Annotated in this window: 15 protein-coding genes; 2 read left to right on the forward strand and 13 right to left on the reverse strand. The window is 63.4% G+C overall.

Annotated features, from left to right (window positions below):
* Positions 1–308: 308 nt before the first annotated feature.
* The 5 genes from J5N58_RS23545 to J5N58_RS23565 form a co-directional block, all read right to left on the reverse strand.
* Positions 309–773 (reverse strand): hypothetical protein, encoded by a 465-nt coding sequence (locus J5N58_RS23545; RefSeq protein WP_244713359.1) that lies wholly within the window; start codon positions 771–773, stop codon positions 309–311.
* Between the two features lie 4 nt (positions 774–777).
* A complete protein-coding gene (locus J5N58_RS23550) occupies positions 778–1,122 on the reverse strand; it encodes a hypothetical protein (RefSeq protein WP_112831805.1) in 345 nt (114 codons plus the stop codon).
* Positions 1,119–2,009, reverse strand: coding sequence for a DUF7007 domain-containing protein (locus J5N58_RS23555; RefSeq protein WP_112831807.1), 891 nt, complete (start codon positions 2,007–2,009; stop codon positions 1,119–1,121). Before J5N58_RS23555 ends, J5N58_RS23550 begins: the two co-directional genes overlap by 4 nt.
* A complete protein-coding gene (locus tag J5N58_RS23560) occupies positions 2,006–2,482 on the reverse strand; it encodes a hypothetical protein (protein ID WP_112831808.1) in 477 nt (158 codons plus the stop codon). The genes J5N58_RS23555 and J5N58_RS23560 overlap by 4 nt, the downstream gene beginning before the upstream one ends.
* 96 nt (positions 2,483–2,578) lie before the next feature.
* Positions 2,579–4,312 (reverse strand): ParB/RepB/Spo0J family partition protein, encoded by a 1,734-nt coding sequence (locus J5N58_RS23565; RefSeq protein WP_112831810.1) that lies wholly within the window; start codon positions 4,310–4,312, stop codon positions 2,579–2,581.
* A gap of 313 nt (positions 4,313–4,625) precedes the next feature.
* Between J5N58_RS23565 and J5N58_RS23570 the strand changes: the two genes are divergently transcribed.
* Positions 4,626–5,441, forward strand: coding sequence for a hypothetical protein (locus tag J5N58_RS23570; protein ID WP_162708405.1), 816 nt, complete (start codon positions 4,626–4,628; stop codon positions 5,439–5,441).
* 251 nt (positions 5,442–5,692) lie between these two features.
* On the opposite strand, the gene J5N58_RS23575 is transcribed toward J5N58_RS23570, so the two are convergent.
* The 8 genes from J5N58_RS23575 to J5N58_RS23610 all read right to left on the reverse strand — a co-directional run bounded on the left by J5N58_RS23575 (position 5,693) and on the right by J5N58_RS23610 (position 15,796).
* Complete coding sequence (locus J5N58_RS23575; protein ID WP_112831814.1) at positions 5,693–10,795, reverse strand: lactate dehydrogenase; 5,103 nt, start codon at positions 10,793–10,795, stop codon at positions 5,693–5,695.
* A gap of 101 nt (positions 10,796–10,896) precedes the next feature.
* Positions 10,897–11,295, reverse strand: coding sequence for a DUF3085 domain-containing protein (locus J5N58_RS23580; RefSeq protein WP_112831816.1), 399 nt, complete (start codon positions 11,293–11,295; stop codon positions 10,897–10,899).
* A gap of 12 nt (positions 11,296–11,307) precedes the next feature.
* Positions 11,308–11,910 carry a DUF1419 domain-containing protein gene (locus J5N58_RS23585; protein ID WP_112831831.1) on the reverse strand — a complete coding sequence of 201 codons (603 nt, stop codon included), beginning with the start codon at positions 11,908–11,910 and terminating at the stop codon, positions 11,308–11,310.
* Between the two features lie 145 nt (positions 11,911–12,055).
* Positions 12,056–13,021 carry a DUF3991 and toprim domain-containing protein gene (locus J5N58_RS23590; protein WP_112831833.1) on the reverse strand — a complete coding sequence of 322 codons (966 nt, stop codon included), beginning with the start codon at positions 13,019–13,021 and terminating at the stop codon, positions 12,056–12,058.
* A 219-nt stretch (positions 13,022–13,240) separates the two neighbouring features.
* Positions 13,241–13,426 carry a hypothetical protein gene (locus J5N58_RS23595; RefSeq protein ID WP_112831818.1) on the reverse strand — a complete coding sequence of 62 codons (186 nt, stop codon included), beginning with the start codon at positions 13,424–13,426 and terminating at the stop codon, positions 13,241–13,243.
* A gap of 282 nt (positions 13,427–13,708) precedes the next feature.
* On the reverse strand, positions 13,709–13,981 hold the full coding sequence (locus J5N58_RS23600) for a hypothetical protein (RefSeq protein ID WP_112831820.1): 273 nt from the start codon (positions 13,979–13,981) through the stop codon (positions 13,709–13,711).
* Positions 13,978–14,799: a DUF429 domain-containing protein gene (locus J5N58_RS23605; RefSeq protein ID WP_112831822.1), complete on the reverse strand. Its 822-nt coding sequence runs from the start codon at positions 14,797–14,799 to the stop codon at positions 13,978–13,980. Before J5N58_RS23605 ends, J5N58_RS23600 begins: the two co-directional genes overlap by 4 nt.
* 16 nt (positions 14,800–14,815) lie before the next feature.
* Complete coding sequence (locus tag J5N58_RS23610; RefSeq protein WP_112831824.1) at positions 14,816–15,796, reverse strand: 3'-5' exonuclease; 981 nt, start codon at positions 15,794–15,796, stop codon at positions 14,816–14,818.
* 77 nt (positions 15,797–15,873) lie between these two features.
* Between J5N58_RS23610 and J5N58_RS23615 the strand changes: the two genes are divergently transcribed.
* The gene (locus J5N58_RS23615; protein ID WP_244713364.1) at positions 15,874–17,391 is read left to right on the forward strand and encodes a hypothetical protein; all 1,518 of its coding nucleotides are present in this window, start codon (positions 15,874–15,876) and stop codon (positions 17,389–17,391) included.
* The last annotated feature ends 68 nt before the right edge of the window (positions 17,392–17,459 follow it).

The following is a 17,459-nucleotide window of genomic DNA, read 5'->3' on the forward strand; positions in this document are numbered from 1 at the left end:
AAGCGGTTCCGGCCCCCTGGCCGGTCTGTCCTTCGGTGCGGTCGAAGAGAACCGGCGCCAGCCGGGCGGTTCAGGGTCCGGGCAGGCCAGATCGAGAAAAGACGGTATGCGGGCAAGCGGGAGCAATGGTCCTGCGCCGTCCCCGCGTGCCTGCTTTGCGACGAGCGGCACGACCGGCCGCCCCGCGGCGCGCAAGCGGCCTTGAACCGGACGGGCGACGGTTCAGACCGCAGCAAAACCGAAGGACAGACCGGCCGGGGGATCGGGTCCAGATGCCATGGCGGACAAGGAAGTCGGCCATGAGAGTGCTACACCTCGTCATCCGTAGCGCCGGCCGCGCTTAGTGGTGGCGCCGCGGTCGCAGCGTTCGCCGAACCGGCGCCGGACAGCCGGTAGGACTGCAGCCAGCTCGGGCCATGGGAATTGCGTAAGCCCCGAAGGATCCCGCCATCGTCATGGGGGGCGCCGCCAATCCAGACATTGTTTAGAACGCTCTTCCAGCGCCGGCCGTGTCTCACTGCATAGGCCTGCAGCGCCGCCTGCTGCTCGGGGGTGAGTGGCGGAAGCCGATCGCGCTTCGGCAGGCGCCGCCGCGTTTCCGGCACGCCGTCGGCACGGACGGCTTTCGCGGCAATCAATCGCTTGAGCTCGGCCACACCGGCGTCGAGGCAGGCCTTGCCGTCCAGATGATGGAACTGCCGCCAGAAGGCGGCGCGCTCCTGAGGTGCCGGACCGATACCGGCCTCGCGTTCGAGATTTCCGATCGTCGCCATGGCGCTAGATCTCCCCCCGTGTTTGAGCTCGAAGCTTTGCGGCGCTGGGGCTTTCGCGACAGGCGACTATCGCGGCCTCCTGCCGTGCGAGCTTGCGGGAGAGCGCATCGATCTCCGGCTGACGCTCGGCGGTGATGGCGGCGAGATTGGAACGATAGCGGGCGAGGAAGGCGTCCGGTTCCGGTGGCCTGCCACGGCGATATCTCGGCCGGCGGGCCCCAAGCGACGGAATCAAAGCCGTCATTTTGCGGATGATCTGGCGCTCGATCATGGCGAGCTGGTGCCGGGTCTGCCGGCAGGCCTCTTCCATGCGGCGCAACCGAGCCTGACGATCGATGGAGGGCATCATGGCCTCGTCCTCCCCGTCCATGTGACGAAGCTCGACGGGCCGTCATAGGCGGCATGCCGCGCCGCGTCAATGACGAAGCCGAACCGCCCGACCTGGTATTCGGTGGACGCAACCAGGAAGCGCCGTTCTTCGACATGAGCATCACGTCTTCCGCCGCGGGTGGCGATCACCTCGGTCATGCCGGGATGATGATAAGAGTGAAGTGCTGATATCACGATCCAGTCGCCGGCATGTTCCCGTTCGAAGGCGCGCCGGTCCTTCACATGAGATTCACCAGGCGCGAGGATTGTTCCGGACATCGCCTCCCAGGCGTCGGGCCGCCAATCCTTGATCGTTGCTTCCGCCGAACGCCGCTCGAAACCGGTGAAGAGGTCGGGGAAGGTAATGGCAACGGCGGCCCAGGCAGAATCTTCCTCATAGAAGCCGTCCCGCGAACGAAGCAGCGGGTGGACTTTTGCGTTTCGCTCGGGCGAAAGCGAGAAGCCGCCATGGCCTGCCGTCGTGTGGGCGACGACACCTTCCGCATAGAGCGTGGCGCCTTGCGATGGTCCCCACGGCGTATTGCAGGCAATGCGGACAGTCCGGCGTGCGAGCGCCCGAAGCTCGCGACTATGCTCGGCCTGCTCGATCATGCGCGCGCGGAATGCGGCCTCATCCTCGACCGGGCCATGGTACGAATAGAAATCGTCGCGTCTGAGCGCGGCAAGCGGCCGCGAGACGCGCCAGGCGCTCGCCAGCAGATGCCCGCCATCGCGGGATGGCAGCATGGCAAAAACGAGATCGCCGACCCGCGCAACGGCCATGCCTTCAGCGCGGCCGAATTCCACGCCAGCAATATCGTCGCTATCGACCTCCCGGGTTTGCGATTGGATGGGCATCGTGTTCATGGCGCGATCCTCCCGTCATCCGCCTTTGCGGCTGCTTCCTCGGGCGTCACCGCCTCGAGCACGGCGCTCGGGTAGCGACGAGACTGCAACCAGGCCTCGGCAGCCTCCCGGTCCTCAGCGAGGTGGAGCAGTTCGCGCGTCTCGCCGGCGCGGTTGAAGATGCGCACTGCGCCGAGCCGCGGGCGCTCAAGGACCTTGAAGGTGAGATCGGAGTCGAGCCCGAAGGTCCGGTGGAGGGTGACGAGGATCATGGACTTGCCGCCGATGTCCTCCTGATGGAGCGTAAAATACCCCGGCGACGTGTAGCTGCCGAGCTTGCGCGGCCCTTCCTTGCGGATGAGCCTGCCCTGGCTGTTTCTGGTTTGCCAGGCGGCGAGCTTCTTGTGGAAACGTTCCGGCGGGCGGGGTGTGCCGTCCGACCAGGACACGAGGGAGCCGATCGGGGCGAGATCGAAGATGAGGGACGCGGACATGAGAAAGCTCCAGTTCCGGTTCTGCGGTTGATGGAAACGAAAGCGCCGCCGGGGCGGCCGGCGGCGATCGTCATTCGGGAGGGAAAAGGCGGTCGGCTATTCCGCCGCGACGCGATAGGCGTCCTGCTCTTCATCGGCATCGGACGCTTCGGGGGCATCCTCGAAGGGGCCGGGACCATCGCCTGTGCGCTCAAACGGATCAAGGACCTCGTTTCCGTCGAGGCCGGCCTCTCTCTCATCGAACGTCTCGCCCTGCCTGATCAGATCGGCGACACCTTCAGGATCCGGCGCGAAGAGCGCCGACGCATGGACGAAGTGCCCGTCTTTGAAGTGCTCGACCAGGGCCGCGCGGGTCTCCCGCACCCGCGGGCGCGGCAGCACGTTCGCCTCGCCCGCCGCCTTCTCAAGAGCCTGCCGCGACAGGCACAGCAGGAAATCCTCCGAGCCCATGTTCGGCAGGTAACCGTCGGCGCCGATGACGTCGCCGGCGATGCGGGAAACGATGCCGCTGTTCGACATCCCGCGCCGGCACGAGAGCACGTCGATCAGCACCGAGCGCGCCGCCACCCGCACCGTCTCCATGTCGAAGGCGAGCCTGCCGTCCTCGGAAAAGAGGGTCGCAGCGTGACGCGTGAACCGCTTGCCGAACACGGTATCGCCGGCGCCGCTGTCGACCCGGACATTCTGACCGGCAAAGGCAAGCACCAGCAGCGCGATGAGCATATCGTCCTCGATCGGCGCCCGGCTGAGCGCCTCATGCAGCGCATCGGTGCGAAAGTCGCCGATCATGTCCAGGCCCTTCTGCGTGACGTCGGGACGCGGCTTCGGCGCATCCACGATCGAGCCGTCATGAACGTTGTCCTGCCCGGCGACGGCCGACGTGCCGCCCTTGGCCTTGTTCTTGTCCTCGGGCATGCGGAAGGCGACCGACTGCACCTTGCCGTCGCGGTCGAGATACATGGCAACGTGGTCGGACTTGGAAGGTTTGCCGTAGACACGCTCGGCCTTCTTCGGCAGTTCCGGCTGGCCCCAGGAGTTCGCCTCGACGATCGCGCCCTTCTTCGGAAGGTTCGCCGTCATCCATTCCTGCTGGGCGCCGAGGAAGGCCTCGACATTGGTGGTGTAGCGATTGTCCTCGTCGGCGGGCCCGAACAGGTCTTCCGCCCACTCGATGCCATAGGCCGCACGCAGATCGTCGCCGAAACTGGCGTCGCGTGCATACATGCGGGTCTTCGACAGGGCATTGGCAATCTGCCACCAGGCCGCCGTGTCGCCCTTCTTCGGCTTATTGGCCTTCCAGACTTCCTTCTGCTCGTCGATCGCGGCTGCCGCGATGGTGCGCAACTGCTGTTCGTTGGGCATGTCGCCCTTGGCCATCTGGTCGAGCATCGCGGGAAGCACGTTGGCGAGAAGCCGGAGCTTGCGGATCTGGCGAACCGGCAATGCCAGCGCCATGGCGATCGCCTCCTCGGTCCAGCCGAGGGCCACAAGCCGTTCCGTGCCGCGCCATTGGTCGATCGCGTTAAGCGGCTCCCGCGCGATGTTTTCGATCATAGAGCGCATTGCGCCATTGTCGTTGGCCGCATCGGTCACCAGCACCTCGATCTCCTCGAGGCCGGCGGCGATCGCCTGTTTGACGCGGCGGTGGCCGGCCTGGATGATGTAGCCGTTGCCGCCATCGGTTTCGGGCGAAATGACCGGCGGCTGGATTATGCCGACAGCTTTCACCGTCGCCAGCAGCAGCGCATCCGCCTGCGGCGATGATTTCGAGCGGCGGGCGTCGTCGGGATTGTCCTTCAGCGCACGCGGGTCGAGTTTGAGGATCTGCATGGGATTTGCTCCTTTAAGGATTCCGGAGCGGCGGTTGCCACCCCTTCCGTCTTCAGTTTTTCCGAAGACACTTCCCGGACCGCAGAGCGGACAGACCGGCGCAACTGCGCCCGAGCGGCCCTGCCCGTCAGGGCGAGCGGAGCAAAGCTTTGCGAGAACGACGGACAGGGGTGAGGAGGGGGCGGTTGAGCGAGAGCGTCGACGGGAGGGCCGATCTGCGAGTACTCCCTCTTCCCACCTTTTCTTTTTCCTCTAGAACCTTTCCTTCCGACCTTTCAACGGCGACAGCGACGGGTTGCGGAAGGAGACTTGAGTGACGATACCGACATGGGCTTTGGCCCAAGCGAACATGAGCGTATGCATCAACGGAACCTTCATCCCGTTCAAGAACGCGCCCGACGCGATGCACCGCTTTGTTCGCCCCGCCTTGTTTTCGACAGCCGACGAGGTCTACGAGCTAAGGTTCTTCGGCTCAGCCTTTCTCGGCAGATATCGGGGTGCGAGCGTAGCGATCTCGACGGCTCATCAAACGGACGTCTCGGTCGGCGCGCCTCCGGCAGAGAAATTTGTCGTTGTCGTGAAGAGCGCAGGCCAGAACCTCGCAATTCCGCCAACCAACCTGCATATCCCTGTCGTCGAAAATCCGGATCATCAGTCACTCCGGGATCTGATATTTTTCGCGTTCGGGCACGAACCTGCGCGAACTGTCCATCTCGATCTGACCGAGGTGCTCTGGTCGGACGCGGAACACGTTGCGGTCGATTACTCGTTCCTGATCGGTTATCCCACCAGTTCAAACATCATTGAGCTCGACCCTGACGACCCAACGAGGCTTTCCAATTTCACCATGCGATGGATCAGGCAGGATCTGGAAGCGGCAGGGCCGCAGCTGCTGGATACTGAACACAGGAACATCTTCGTCAAACACAAACGATCAACACGAGACAGTGTCGACCCCGACGGGTTGAGCGGATCGCCAGTGTTTTCGATCGTCAGGCGCGGTTTGAGGGAAAGGTTCCTGCGTTTCGACGGCATCGTCACGAACGCAAATGGGGACCGCTTCGCCGTCTACCCAAGCGTCTTTATTCGCGACATGCTGGATCATATCGTTGAGCAGGGGCAGGCGTGAACCACTCATCGCCGGTGGAAGAGGTTGCCCTGATAAAAAAAGAGGGCCAGCGGAAGCCGCGGCCCTTTAAAGTGTGAAGGTCAATAAACCTCCAGAGGGGAACAGCTGGTGCGGCGGAACTGGGAGGAGTGACCGCCATGTGCATCAGCTATAGGCAACATGCCCTTTTTCTGACCAATCGCATACCACTTTTTGCGCAATGCAGCTATGCAGATGCTGCGGTGCATTCAAAATCGGCGTGATACGGCCGTTCAGGCCGCCTGCAGTCCATCACGCGCGTCGGCGGCAAGCGCCTCCTCCACCTCCCGCAACGCCCTGCGCTTCTCCGCCAGCTCGTCGGCAAAGGCAAAGGCGCCGCCCTGCCGCGACCGGTAGGAGGTCAGCCGTCGCTGATACTCTTCCAGGCGCTGGCGATAACGATCCCGCTCCTCCTCGAAACCGCTGAGCGCGTGCTCGAGGCGGGAGACCGCGCCGAGCGGTGTGACGGTGACCGGCAATTCGATCTCGTAATCCGCACCCGTCCGCTGGAGCAGCGTCTGGTAGTGGTAATTGTCACCGCGGCCAAAACGCTCGCCGTCATAGACGAGATCGAAGCCGCCGATCGAGGCGATATGAAGCTCGCCTTCCTGGCTGAGCTGGACGAGGGTGAGGATTTCCTTCATCAACGCCCGACCGGCGTCTTTCCGCTCCATGAACGGCTTGCCCATCACGGTCATCGCGAAGGCGTCGCCTGACGTCAGAACTCGGCGTTCGATATCCTGGGCGATTTCACGGATGCGGCGGGTCGCCGTTTCGATCTCGCGCTCCGCGTCGCGGATCTGCCGGCGGACTGCGAAGAGATCGTCATCATGGGCGGCGCGCAACCGTTCCAGACGGGCGATGTCGGCTTCAAGTCCCGCTTTGTGCATCAGGCGCTCATCACCACTGGCAATCGCTTTCGCCATGGCGAACTGGTTCGCCTGGCCTTCATTCAGGTCTTCGAGCCTGCGGATCGAGGTATCGCCGGAAAGGGCGGCGGCGATGAAGCGGGCCTTGCGCTCGTTCTGCTGCCACATCGTCGCGTCGAGCGAACCTTGCGTGGCATAGGCGTAGATATCGACGCCGTCATGCTGGTTGCCCTGGCGGACGATCCGGCCCTCGCGCTGCTCGATCTGCGACGGCAGCCAGGGCACATCGAGGTGATGCAGCGCCTTCAGACGAAGCTGCGCATTGACACCCGTGCCCATGGTTTCGGAACTGCCGATGAGGAAGCGGACTCTTCCGGCGCGCACATCGCCGAACAGGCGCTGCTTCGCTTCCGTCTTCTTGTAGTCCTGCATGAAGGCGATTTCCGATGCCGGCACGCCCATGCGGATCAGCTCGTCGCGGATCCAGCGATAGGCCGAGAAGCCGCGCGCCTTTTCGACATTGATCGTGCCGAGATCGGAAAAGATCATTTGCGCGGCGCCGGGCAGTTCGTATGCCTTGCCGTCCGGGCGGACATAGCTGTTCTGCGCAGTTTCCTGCCAGATCCGGTGGGCATTGCGGATGAGAAGATTGAGCTTGTTCTCCGGCTCGTCATCCATGTCAGGCATGACCAGACGCAGGTCGATCGCCGCATGGCGTCCGTCGGTGATGACGGAAAGCAGGATGTCGTCACCGGGCTCGGGTGGACGGTCGCGCTCCTCGATGGCCTTGATGCGGGTTTCCAGGATCTGTTGATAGGCCTTGAAGGCGGGTGTCGGTGCGGCGGTGAGAATCTGCCGCTTGCCGGTGGCGATCTCCGGCACCTTCACATAGGCCTTCAGGTCCTCCGGCATCACCACATCGGCGAAGGCGCGGAACATGGCGATCAGTTCGGGCACATTCACGAAGGACGCGAAGCGGCTCACCGGCTTGTATTTGCCGGACGGTTGCAATTCCAGCTCCGTCTTCTCGTCGCCGAAATTGCTCGCCCAGGCATCGAACTCGTGCAAGCCCCGTTCGCGTAAAGCCTCATGACCGAGCAGCCGCTGGATCGAGAACATTTCGCCCAGCGTGTTGGTGATCGGGGTGCCCGACGCCAGCACCAGGGCGCGGCCCGGATTCTTCGTCTCGATGAAACGGCTCTTCACATAGAGATCCCAGGCCTTCTGCGAGCCGTTCGGGTCGATCCCCTTCAGTGTCGACATATTGGTGGCGAAGGAGAGCTTGCGGAATTCCTGCGCCTCGTCGACGACAATCTGGTCGACGCCCATCTCCGAAATCGTCAGGAGATCGTCCTTGCGGGTGGACAAGGCTTCGAGGCGCTCCTGCAGACCCTCCTTCAGCCGTTCCAGCCGTTTGCGCGACACCCGATCCTCGGCATCGACCTTCACCAGCAGATCCTCATAGAGCTGCAGCTCGTCCTGGATCATCTGTTGCTCGAACGCCGAGGGCACGCCGATGAACCTGAACGCCGAATGGGTGATGATGATCGCATCCCAGACGGCGGTCGCGGCCCGCGACAGGAAACGCTGACGCTTGTCTTTGGTAAAATTGGTCTCGTCGGCGACGAGAATATTGGCCGACGGGTAGAGCGCCAGGAATTCTCTTCCCGCCTGCGCCAGGCAATGACCGGGCACGACCAGCATCGCCTTGGCGATCAGCCCGAGGCGGCGCTGCTCCATGATGCTTGCCGCCATGGTCATGGTCTTGCCGGCGCCAACGGCATGCGCAAGATAAGTCGAGCCGGAAGAGATGATCCGCCAGATGCCGCGTTTCTGGTGGCCATAAAGAGTAAAGGCGCCTGAGGCGCCCGGAAGCTGGAGATGCGAGCCGTCGAATTTCCTCGGCGCGATGTTGTTGAAGCGGTCGTTGTAGACCCGCGCCAGCCGGTCGGTGCGATCCGGATCGGTCCAGACCCAGGTCTGGAAGGCTTGCCTGATCTTCTGCAGCTTGTCGCGCGCTGCTTCCGTGTCGATGACGTTCAGCACCCGGCGCTCACCGCCGGCCTCCTTGATCGTGTCGAAGATCTGCGGCACGCGGGAGTTCAGCGCATCGGCGAGCAGTTCGCCGGCGTCGCGGCGGCTGGTGCCCCATTCTGACGTGCCGGCGGCCGTATAGCCAAGCTGCCTTGCCTCAACCGTCCATGACCCCAGTTCCGGCATATGATGGATGCGGATTTCCGCACCCATCATCTCACGCACGAAGGCAACGACGTCGGAGGCAGGGATCCATGGTGCACCGAGGCGCGCTGTGATGTCCGATGGACCGAGATCAGCGGGCTGCACCGCCTGAAGCGCGACGACATTGCGCCGGAACTCCGCGTCGAGTTCGGCGGCCGCCTCCGCCCCGGCAAGCTTCGTGCGGACCGGACCGGAGAGATAGGCATCCGAGGTCTGCCAGGAACCGTCGGCCGGATCGCGGAAGATGGCGTCGCCCAGTTCGGCGATGACAGCTTGCACGTCTCGGTGCAGCAGCTCAGCGATGTGCTCGATATCGACGCGGCCGCGTTCGTTCAGAACCACGGCCAGCGCGTCCGCGGCGCTGGTGATGTCAGGCGAGACCGGCGGCGAGATCACCCGTTCGGAGAAGATCGGACCCGGCCGCGCCGTGTCGGTCTCGAGGTCGTAATCCTCGATCGAGGCGACCAGCCAGCAATCGGGGTCGTCGCGGAAGGGTGCAAGGTTCGGCTGGCGGTGAACCTCACGCACTTCTCCGGTTTCGTCATTCTCGGTGATGGAAACCGTGGTGTGGTTGATCGGACCGAAATCGCGGACGAAGGACGACCAGGCGATGCGCAAACGCACCTGCATATCCCGCCACGGGCGATCCTGCTCTTGGGCCTTCAGCACCTCGCGCACGGCATCGCGGACCGGGATCAGCTTGTGGATGATGCGGACATGCTTTTCCGGAATGCCTTCGGTGGAGCGGCCCTTGCGGACCTTGATCTGAACCGGCGCGCCATCGACCATCTGCATGAGGCCATGGCGGTTGTCGATGAAGAAGCTGCCTTCGCGAACCTGTTCGGATCGGGGACGGAGATCGACGATCTCACCAAGCTCGGTTTCGAGGTCGATGTCGATCTCGGTCGGCTCGCCGTCGTAGCGGCCTTCGGGAAGTAGGAGGATGGCCCGCTGCAGCACCGCCTCAAGGTCTTCGCAGGCACGCGGTCGGCATGTATAGGTCTCGCCGCACGGGCCAGATGTCAGTGCGTGGTCGCCGAGCACGAAATCGGGATGGCGCGCGAACCAGCGATTGACGCGGATCGCGCCCTCGTCTTGCGTTGCGGCCCGCACCTCCTCCAGATCGAGCCAGGCGAGATCACTTGTCCGTTCGCCCGCCTTGCGTTTGCGGAAGAACAGGATGTCGACCACCACGTCCGTGCCGGCGTCGCGCCGGAAACTGCCTTCGGGCAGGCGGATCGCCGCGATCAGGTCGGCGGATTTGGCGATATGCTCGCGGGCGGTCGCGTCGGCCTTGTCCATCGTACCGGAACTGGTGACGAAGGCGGCGAAAGCGCCGGGTTTCAGCAGGTCGATGGACTTCGCGATGAAGTAGTCGTGCAGGCGCAGACCGAGCGAGCGATATTGCCGGTCGGAACGCACGGTGCGATCGGAAAACGGTGGATTGCCGATGGCGAGATCGTAGATCGGCGCAAGCTCGGTGCGCGCGAAATCGCCCTCGATGATCCGGGCCTTCGGTTGAAGCAGCCGCGCGATACGCGCGGTGACAGGATCGAGCTCGATCCCGGTCACATAGCTCCTGTCGCGATATTCCTCCGGCTTCAGCGCCGGAAACAGCCCCGTGCCAATGCCCGGCTCCAGCACACGACCGCCGCGCCAGCCCAAGCGCTGCAAACCTGCCCAGATCGCCCGGATGATGAATTCCGGCGTGAAATGGGCATACTGCGTGCAACGCGACAGGCTGGAATAGTCGCTCTCGGACACTGCATTCTCGAGCGACGAGCCGAGATCGTCCCAGCCCTCCCGGAATTCGACTTCGCCCGGCCGGCGGAACATGCCATTGGCCAATTCGCCAGCGCCGAATCCGGTGAAGCGGATCAGTCTCTTCTGCTGCTCGCGGGTCACCGGAATGTCGAGCTTCTCGATCTCGCTGGCGATCAGGATGGCCGCGACGTTCATCCTCGCCCGCTCCTTCCAGGATGCGGCGAGACCACGATCCTCGCCGTCTTCGAGATAGAAGTTGGTGCGATCGCCTTGTTTGCGGACGGCAGGCTTTCGCGGGGCTGCGCGCGGCATCGCCGGTGCGGGCGCCGGCGGCGTCGGATCGGGATCGTCGTCATTCGCCGGCTCCGGTGCGAAACCACCGAAGGCGGTGACACCGAGGCCGAACCCGGACGACAGCGCGCTTGAGCCGAACATGTCGAGGGTGAAGGGATCGTCATGCGCCATTTGAAAGATTCTCCTGTTTGAGGGCGCGCGCCGGTTTGCCCGCCGGCAATGCAGGCGGTTCGGTCGCGCGAGATTGGGTGGGTGAGGCGAAAGCGCCGCGGTCAGCGGCGGATCAGGCTGAGGGATAGGGACGTGTCGTCCATGGTGATCTGAAGATGCGTCGCGTCCGGCGCGGCCGCCGTCAGCCGTTCGAGTTCGACGGCATCGATGAACTCGACGCCGTCATCGCCGCCAAAGTGTCGGCGCTTGTAGTGCCAAGTGTCGGGATTGGTTTTCGGGTCGCATTCCTCGGCGTAGACGACGAACGGGCGCTGGCCCTCGGCGAGTTTGCCGTTCGAGAGAAGGTAGACGCCCTCATCACCGACCAGCCACAGGCCGGGTCTGGCGTCTGTTTCCGGCGATATTCCCTGATAGGGAACGCGATATCCGCCATTGGCGTCAGCGTCGGCGCGGCCGCGATCGAGCACGGCGCGCATTTCGGCGATGGAGAAGGTGAACATTATCCGCCCTCCTCATGCCGCGAGGGCGTCGGGCAGGTAACGCAGATGCACCGGCAGCTTTGCCGCGATCTCCGTGTCAGTCAGGTGGTCGAGCAGCTTGCATGTCGTGGCGCCTGGCTTGGCGAAGAACATGACCGTGCGCTTGCCGCGATCGGCCTCCGGCCAGCGCTCGCCGGCATAGCCGCGATAATCGTCGGCCGTGCTCGACCAGATATGCTCGAGGCGCTCCTCGCGCGTCATTGCCCGGACGGGACGGGATTCGCGCTCCACGATCGCGGCACGCATACGCTCGCAGGATCCTTTGTCGGCCACGTCGCAATATCCATGGAAATGCCGGATACGGCCGTCGATCGACAGGGTGAAGAAAATCGAGGTGATCGAGCCGGTGAGGAATTCGCGCATGGCGAACATGTCGCCCCGCATCCAGAGCGGCGGCAGGATCTCGAACATATAGTCATGTTCACGCTCACGGATTTCGAACCACTCGCCGCGGTAAAGCCCGCCGTCGTCGTCCGCCCACCGGTTCGGGCGTCCCGCATGGCGGTCGAACATGCGGAACATCTGGTGCCGGTCGGCGATGCCCTGAAAGACTTTGCGGATGGGAGAGAGGGTCATGAGTGGGCTCCTTTTGGCCTTCGTCGGGGCGAAAGCGCGGCGGAACCTCATGGTCGCCATCTCCTCTTCAGCCCTTCCTGACCCCTCCCCCAAGGCCGCCTCTCCGTCCGGACGGGTCAAGGGCCGGCTTCAGCCGGGCGAAGCTTCACCCTTGACGCGGCCGGCGGGCATGCGGCAGGCCTCTTCCGCTTCTCTCCCTTTTCCGTTCCTTCTTTTCCTTCTCCCGCGCCCTGAGCGCGTCGTTCCAGTCCTCGACCGGCGGCATGAGACGCAGCCAGTCGCAACCGGCCGCATCGGCGATGTCGCGCAGCCGGCCAGCGAAGGTCTCGCCCTGGCCATTGGCGTCCGTTGCGGCGACGAGCTGGACGCCGAGACGCGCGGCGAGCTTGCAGAGCGCGGCATCTGTCGCCGGCGACCATCCCCCGCCGGTGCTGAGATACTGACTGCCTTCTCTCGCACCTTCAAAGGCGGCCAGGCTCATGGCGTCGATCGCCGCCTCCGTCACGCATAGTCGCAAGGCGTCCATCGGACCGAACCGGAAGAGGACCTTCGTTCCGCCGGTTGCAAAGCCACGCCAGTCGGGGCCACGTTCCTCCCAACCGGTGACGACGCCCTCATCATCGAGATGGGCGGCCCACATGCTGCCATGCGGGCCTTCCCGCAGCACGTTGAGCCGCACGGCGTCGCGAATGATCGCCTCGGGCAGGCAGCGCTCCTCCCGCAGATAGCGCCAGGTCATCGAGCCTCGCCATGGTTTGCGGCGTTGCTCCCATCGGTCCTGAATGGGTCTGGACGGAATGGACGCGCCCACGGATGGGGTCCAGACCGGCTCCCTGGACACGAAGCCGACCAATGAAGCGATGCGGTCGAGCGCTTCGATGAAGGCTATACCGTCGAGGTGCCCGGCCAGGCTGAAGACGTCGCCTTTCGCGTCGGAGAGGGGATCGAACCATCCCCGCCCCTCATGGATGACGATGACGATTTCCGCTCCCCGCCGGTATTTGACGGCCCTGCGTGTGCTTTCCTGCCTGTCCACCGCAAAGCCCGCCTGCTCCAGCAGGGCGCCGCACGGAACCCGGTCCCGCAGGTCCTCCAGCTCTTCTTTTCTCATGTGTTTGCCGGCGCGTTCGCGTCCGCCTTTCTTGTCCTCTTTTTCTCTTCCCGCAATTTGCGGAACCGCCTGCCCCGGTCCGCGAAGAGCAAAGGGGGCAAGGGCGTGGCTGGCAATCTGCAGATCTGCACCTTCGCGCCGACGGCCCGTGCCAGGCGCGGCGAAGCCTCCCTTGCCGCCTGCCGCTCGCAAGCGGCACCCATGAAGGGAAATGCCGGCTCAATGAGCCGGCCGGCGATCGTAGGGGTCGAATTCGTGAATAATGTCGAGATCGTCCTCGGCGTCGATTTCGTCGCTGACGACGACGCCGAATTCGTCGCCGGACCTGAACAGCGTGACCGGGACCATGAGGGTGCGGGCAAGTGCGAAGGCATGAGACTGAGCGAGAGCAAGATCCTGTGCCATGTGAGAAACCTCCGTCCGGAGCGGGCCGATCCCGCTCGATGGCTCCTCGAAGGACCGGGGACGGTCGCGATCACCGCGAAGGCGAAGCCGAGCGGCCGCACGCGTGCGTAGCGGACCCTCAACGGGTTGATCGTCGGAGATCCGGACCTGGTCCAGGACGCCATCATCTGAGAGCGGGATTGGTTTGCTTCGGATGGGCGGGGGGTTCCGGCACAGATCGTTCACTCGCGGCACAGCGATCGCCGCGGCCAGAGTGTTGTGCGTTATCCGCCGTTCAGCCGTTCAGCTGCGACCGGCGGCTTCCTGATCGGCGATGGCCTTGACGACCTCGAAGTCCATCTCGGCACGCGGCTCGATGCGGGCGACTTCGCTGGCGACCTTGGCCCAATGCCAGGATTCGGCGGCATTCCCTTGCGCCCGGCTGCGTGCAGCTCTTCGCTGCGCTTCATAATAGGCATTGACCGGGTCGGCTGCGGCCAGTCGCTTGGCGTCTTCCTGCCAGCGGCGGCGAAGCTCTCGGCGGTGTTCGATCCATTGCCCCAGTAATCCGATCATCGCCGACCCCGCCGCGACGCCAGAAGCTCCGATTGGGGTATCCAGATCGCAGACGTGTCGTCGCCGAACGGCACGGCGGTTCCCTCGAAAACGCATATGCCGGCCCACGCGCAAATGACCGCGTCGAGCATGTCCTCAAACGCCTTCAACTGCCATGATGGAGCTTCAAACGGAGGTAGCCGCAATATCTCGGAAGCGCCTTTTATTTCCAGGTCGAGGCTGGCGACGATCGCGCTCCAGGTTTCGAAGAGTTTGCTGCGCCGGCTGACGGGGGTTTCCATTGGCCAATAGTTGCGCGTCTTCGCCTGCTTGTAAGGCAGCCGCTTTTCGGCGCGCATCAGTTCGACCAGGGCCGGATGCGGGTAGACTTCCAACAGGCCCGGCGCGCTAACCTCCCGCGTCAGCAGTCCGTACCCGCAGCACTCGAAGCCGCTCTTCAAACCATCGCTGATCTTGCCGGGCCTGATCGCGCTCGGTGTGTGGGTGCTGCAGTGCCGGGCGCCGTAAGCTGCCGAGACCAGATTGTCCGACACGCGCCGCGCTGCGATCGGCTCACGAGACAGAGGCATATCCACGGCCACGAGATCGACAGGCGCTCCAGCGATTTTTGCAGCTGCGGCGAGAAGAGCCGCGGGTTCTGCGACCGAACCGGAAGGGCGGGACGTGGAGATCGGCCCCTCATCGGCGTGGGCCAGGAGTTGACGATAAGACGACCCCGCGAAGATCAGGCGCCAATCGCCACCCATGGAGGAAACCAGCGCGACACCGCTCGGCTGTGTCGCCGTCCAGGCTGCATCAATCCCCAGAATGGTCGTCATCGCGCCTCCCGACCATTCAAGCAGCCCCGAAGCGATCGAACGCGGTCAGATATTTGACCGGTGGATCGGCATCCCAGCGATAAATCTCTGTCCGCAGAAAATGCAGTTCCTCGTCGAGCTTCTCTTCGGGCAGTTCAACCCACCAGGATTTCGGGCGGCCGTCGGAACCGTCGGACCAGCGATAGCCGCGCGTCTTGAGCTGGTCCTTCATGTCGAATGGGCTGTTTTCCGCGTAGATGCGGACCCGCGACCGCTGACTGGCCTGATAGAGTTCCGCGAATGGCGCCGCGGTCGAACCGGACCGTGTCTGTCCGAGCACCTCCAATAGTGCGAAACAATCGTCGACAGCCCGGTGCCCTTCGTGGAAATAGCCCGACTGGCCGATCAGGTAGCCGAGCTTGCTTCCCTCGAAGCCGCGTCCCGACCAGTCGATCTCGGACACAGAGCAGGCCCAGGCCTTGTGAACAAAGATCGGCGAGAAGGCTTCACAAAAGGGACGGTCGAAACCGGCGTTGTGGGCAATAATCAGGTCGGCCGGCTCAATGAGGGATTTCAGGCGCGCAATGTCGATCACCTGACCGGCGACCATGTCATCGGTGATGCCGGTCAGCCGAGTAATTTCGGCTGGGATGGGAACGGTCGGCTGCTGAAGTCCGCCATAGACGCCGGTGACATCACCAATCTCGCCTGCGTCATTGAAACTGAAGGCTATCACACCGATTTCGATGATTTCGTCGGAGCGATAGTTGAGGCCGGTGGTTTCGGTGTCGAGGATCACGCCCTGGCGTGAAAATTCGGACCGAGCGCGCTCGACAACTGGTCGGGGCGAAAGCTTTCGCAGGACACGATAGTTGCCGGTCGCTTCCAGATGGCAGGCCATGGCCTCGTCATCAGAACCGATGTTATCCTGCCGACTTCCAGCAACAGCCTGCGGCTTGGCCACCTTCGTGGTGGCCGACAAAACAGGAGCTGCAAAGAAGTCGAGTTGTGAGGTCATTCTATTCCGATCCGATTGCGGCATGGCCGGCCACAATACGCATCGGCATAGACGCAAGCAACGACGCCACCGATCAGGTGCACATCGCACAGAGCCAGCGGCGGCGGGGGAACTGCGGACAAGCACTATTCGAGGCAAAGAACTGCTTTGGACAGCGCCGTCGAAATCGTAGGATGCCGGACAATGATTTGACGATTTTGAGCATAGCCATGGACAATCAGGCGCAACAGCCGATCCGCGAACATCATTTTTATGTCTCAACCGCAAAATTTCTATTCCACCACCCTCAGGACGGCATCGTGGCTGTTCGCGACCCGATACGACTGGAGGACGCCAAACGGTATGGGCTTGACCCCATCGTACTTTACGGACTTACCGTTGCCGGCCTGCCGATCCGCTGGCTGACGTTCTCCACGATGGAGAAGCGCAAATCATTGCGCGACGTGTTGCTGACGGCATGGAGAAACGCCGAGGGTCTGCGCGGCCTGCCGGATGTTCTGCGTGTGAACCGCTACGTGGAACGGGCCGACCCATCATTGGCGACGGATATTGCCAAGATCGGCATCCGGCTTGAGGTTGCCGACCCGAAGGACAAAGCGGCTCCGGCATCGTTGCGCTCGGCGCACGACGCCTCCCTGTGGATGCGGAAAAGGCATGATCCGGTCGATCGGTCTGCGGCCGCATCCGTCGAAGCGCTTTGTCGTGATGCGCATGACGATCACGATTGGCGAGCAGGCAGCGGTCCCCGCGGGCTCGGCAACCGAAAACTCGAGGACAACATCGAACGGTGGCTGGAATTGCCGATGCGACCACCGGCAGACATTCTCCCCGATAAAGTGGCGTGGGAAGCCGGTCCATGGCTGTCGTCCTGGGAAACCTCGCTTCCACCCGATCGGCCACGCTATTTCAAACACGACGGATTTACCGGGAGGATGTGGCTGTATTCGGGATCGGACCCATCCGAAGACGTCGATGACGATGACGACATCCCGGCCTACGACGAGTATGACAACGTGCCCGAAATCGCCAAAAACCTGGTCGCCTGCTGGCCCAATCCGCCGAAGGAGATCGCTGCGGCCGCTGGAATCACCCTGCGCCAACTCCAGTGGTTCATCTCGGAGCGTTCCACCCTCGACCGGTCGGCGCGCTTCGACCTAGAACGCCTATTGGGCATCGAATACGACGAACGGATGGGCGGCTACACGCCTGCGGGTCCCTACGTCCTGATCGCCAGAAAGGCACAGGCCGTCGAAGCGGTCTATCAGGAGATTTCCGGGGGCGGTGATGCCTGCCCTTGCGAACTCGTTCCCGCTCAGGGACAGGCCGACCCGAGCTGGAGATACGTCTTGATCAATGCGTTTGGGACACCACCAACCCTTGTCATGGCGCCCCGTGGCGAGGCGGTCACGGAACGCCTTCCCGAACTGATCATGAACTACGAGGGCATCCGGCCGGTTTCGCCGGCCTTTTATCGCGACGTGGTCACGACCTGCGCCCGCGCTTGCCTGACACCTGAGGCCAATCCACGGGAGATGCGGGATTTTGCAAAGCGCTACGAACGGGAATGGGTCGATTGCGCATGGCTGCCGGACTGAATTTGCTGGTAGTGCGTGAGCCCTGATGTCTGATCGTGTTCGAACATACCGGCCTGGATTTTTTGCAC

The sequence above is a fragment of the Paenirhizobium cremeum genome (assembly GCF_022884085.1).
Taxonomy (GTDB): Bacteria; Pseudomonadota; Alphaproteobacteria; order Rhizobiales; family Rhizobiaceae; genus Allorhizobium; species Allorhizobium cremeum.

Bases quoted from the DNA above. Each gene is read 5' to 3' on its own strand.
- J5N58_RS23545 (WP_244713359.1), bottom strand. From the start codon at position 773: ATGGCGACGATCGGAAATCTCGAACGCGAGGCCGGTATCGGTCCGGCA.
- J5N58_RS23550 (WP_112831805.1), bottom strand. From the start codon at position 1,122: ATGATGCCCTCCATCGATCGTCAGGCTCGGTTGCGCCGCATGGAAGAG.
- J5N58_RS23555 (WP_112831807.1), bottom strand. From the start codon at position 2,009: ATGAACACGATGCCCATCCAATCGCAAACCCGGGAGGTCGATAGCGAC.
- J5N58_RS23560 (WP_112831808.1), bottom strand. From the start codon at position 2,482: ATGTCCGCGTCCCTCATCTTCGATCTCGCCCCGATCGGCTCCCTCGTG.
- J5N58_RS23565 (WP_112831810.1), bottom strand. From the start codon at position 4,312: ATGCAGATCCTCAAACTCGACCCGCGTGCGCTGAAGGACAATCCCGAC.
- J5N58_RS23575 (WP_112831814.1), bottom strand. From the start codon at position 10,795: ATGGCGCATGACGATCCCTTCACCCTCGACATGTTCGGCTCAAGCGCG.
- J5N58_RS23580 (WP_112831816.1), bottom strand. From the start codon at position 11,295: ATGTTCACCTTCTCCATCGCCGAAATGCGCGCCGTGCTCGATCGCGGC.
- J5N58_RS23585 (WP_112831831.1), bottom strand. From the start codon at position 11,910: ATGACCCTCTCTCCCATCCGCAAAGTCTTTCAGGGCATCGCCGACCGG.
- J5N58_RS23590 (WP_112831833.1), bottom strand. From the start codon at position 13,021: ATGAGAAAAGAAGAGCTGGAGGACCTGCGGGACCGGGTTCCGTGCGGC.
- J5N58_RS23595 (WP_112831818.1), bottom strand. From the start codon at position 13,426: ATGGCACAGGATCTTGCTCTCGCTCAGTCTCATGCCTTCGCACTTGCC.
- J5N58_RS23600 (WP_112831820.1), bottom strand. From the start codon at position 13,981: ATGATCGGATTACTGGGGCAATGGATCGAACACCGCCGAGAGCTTCGC.
- J5N58_RS23605 (WP_112831822.1), bottom strand. From the start codon at position 14,799: ATGACGACCATTCTGGGGATTGATGCAGCCTGGACGGCGACACAGCCG.
- J5N58_RS23610 (WP_112831824.1), bottom strand. From the start codon at position 15,796: ATGACCTCACAACTCGACTTCTTTGCAGCTCCTGTTTTGTCGGCCACC.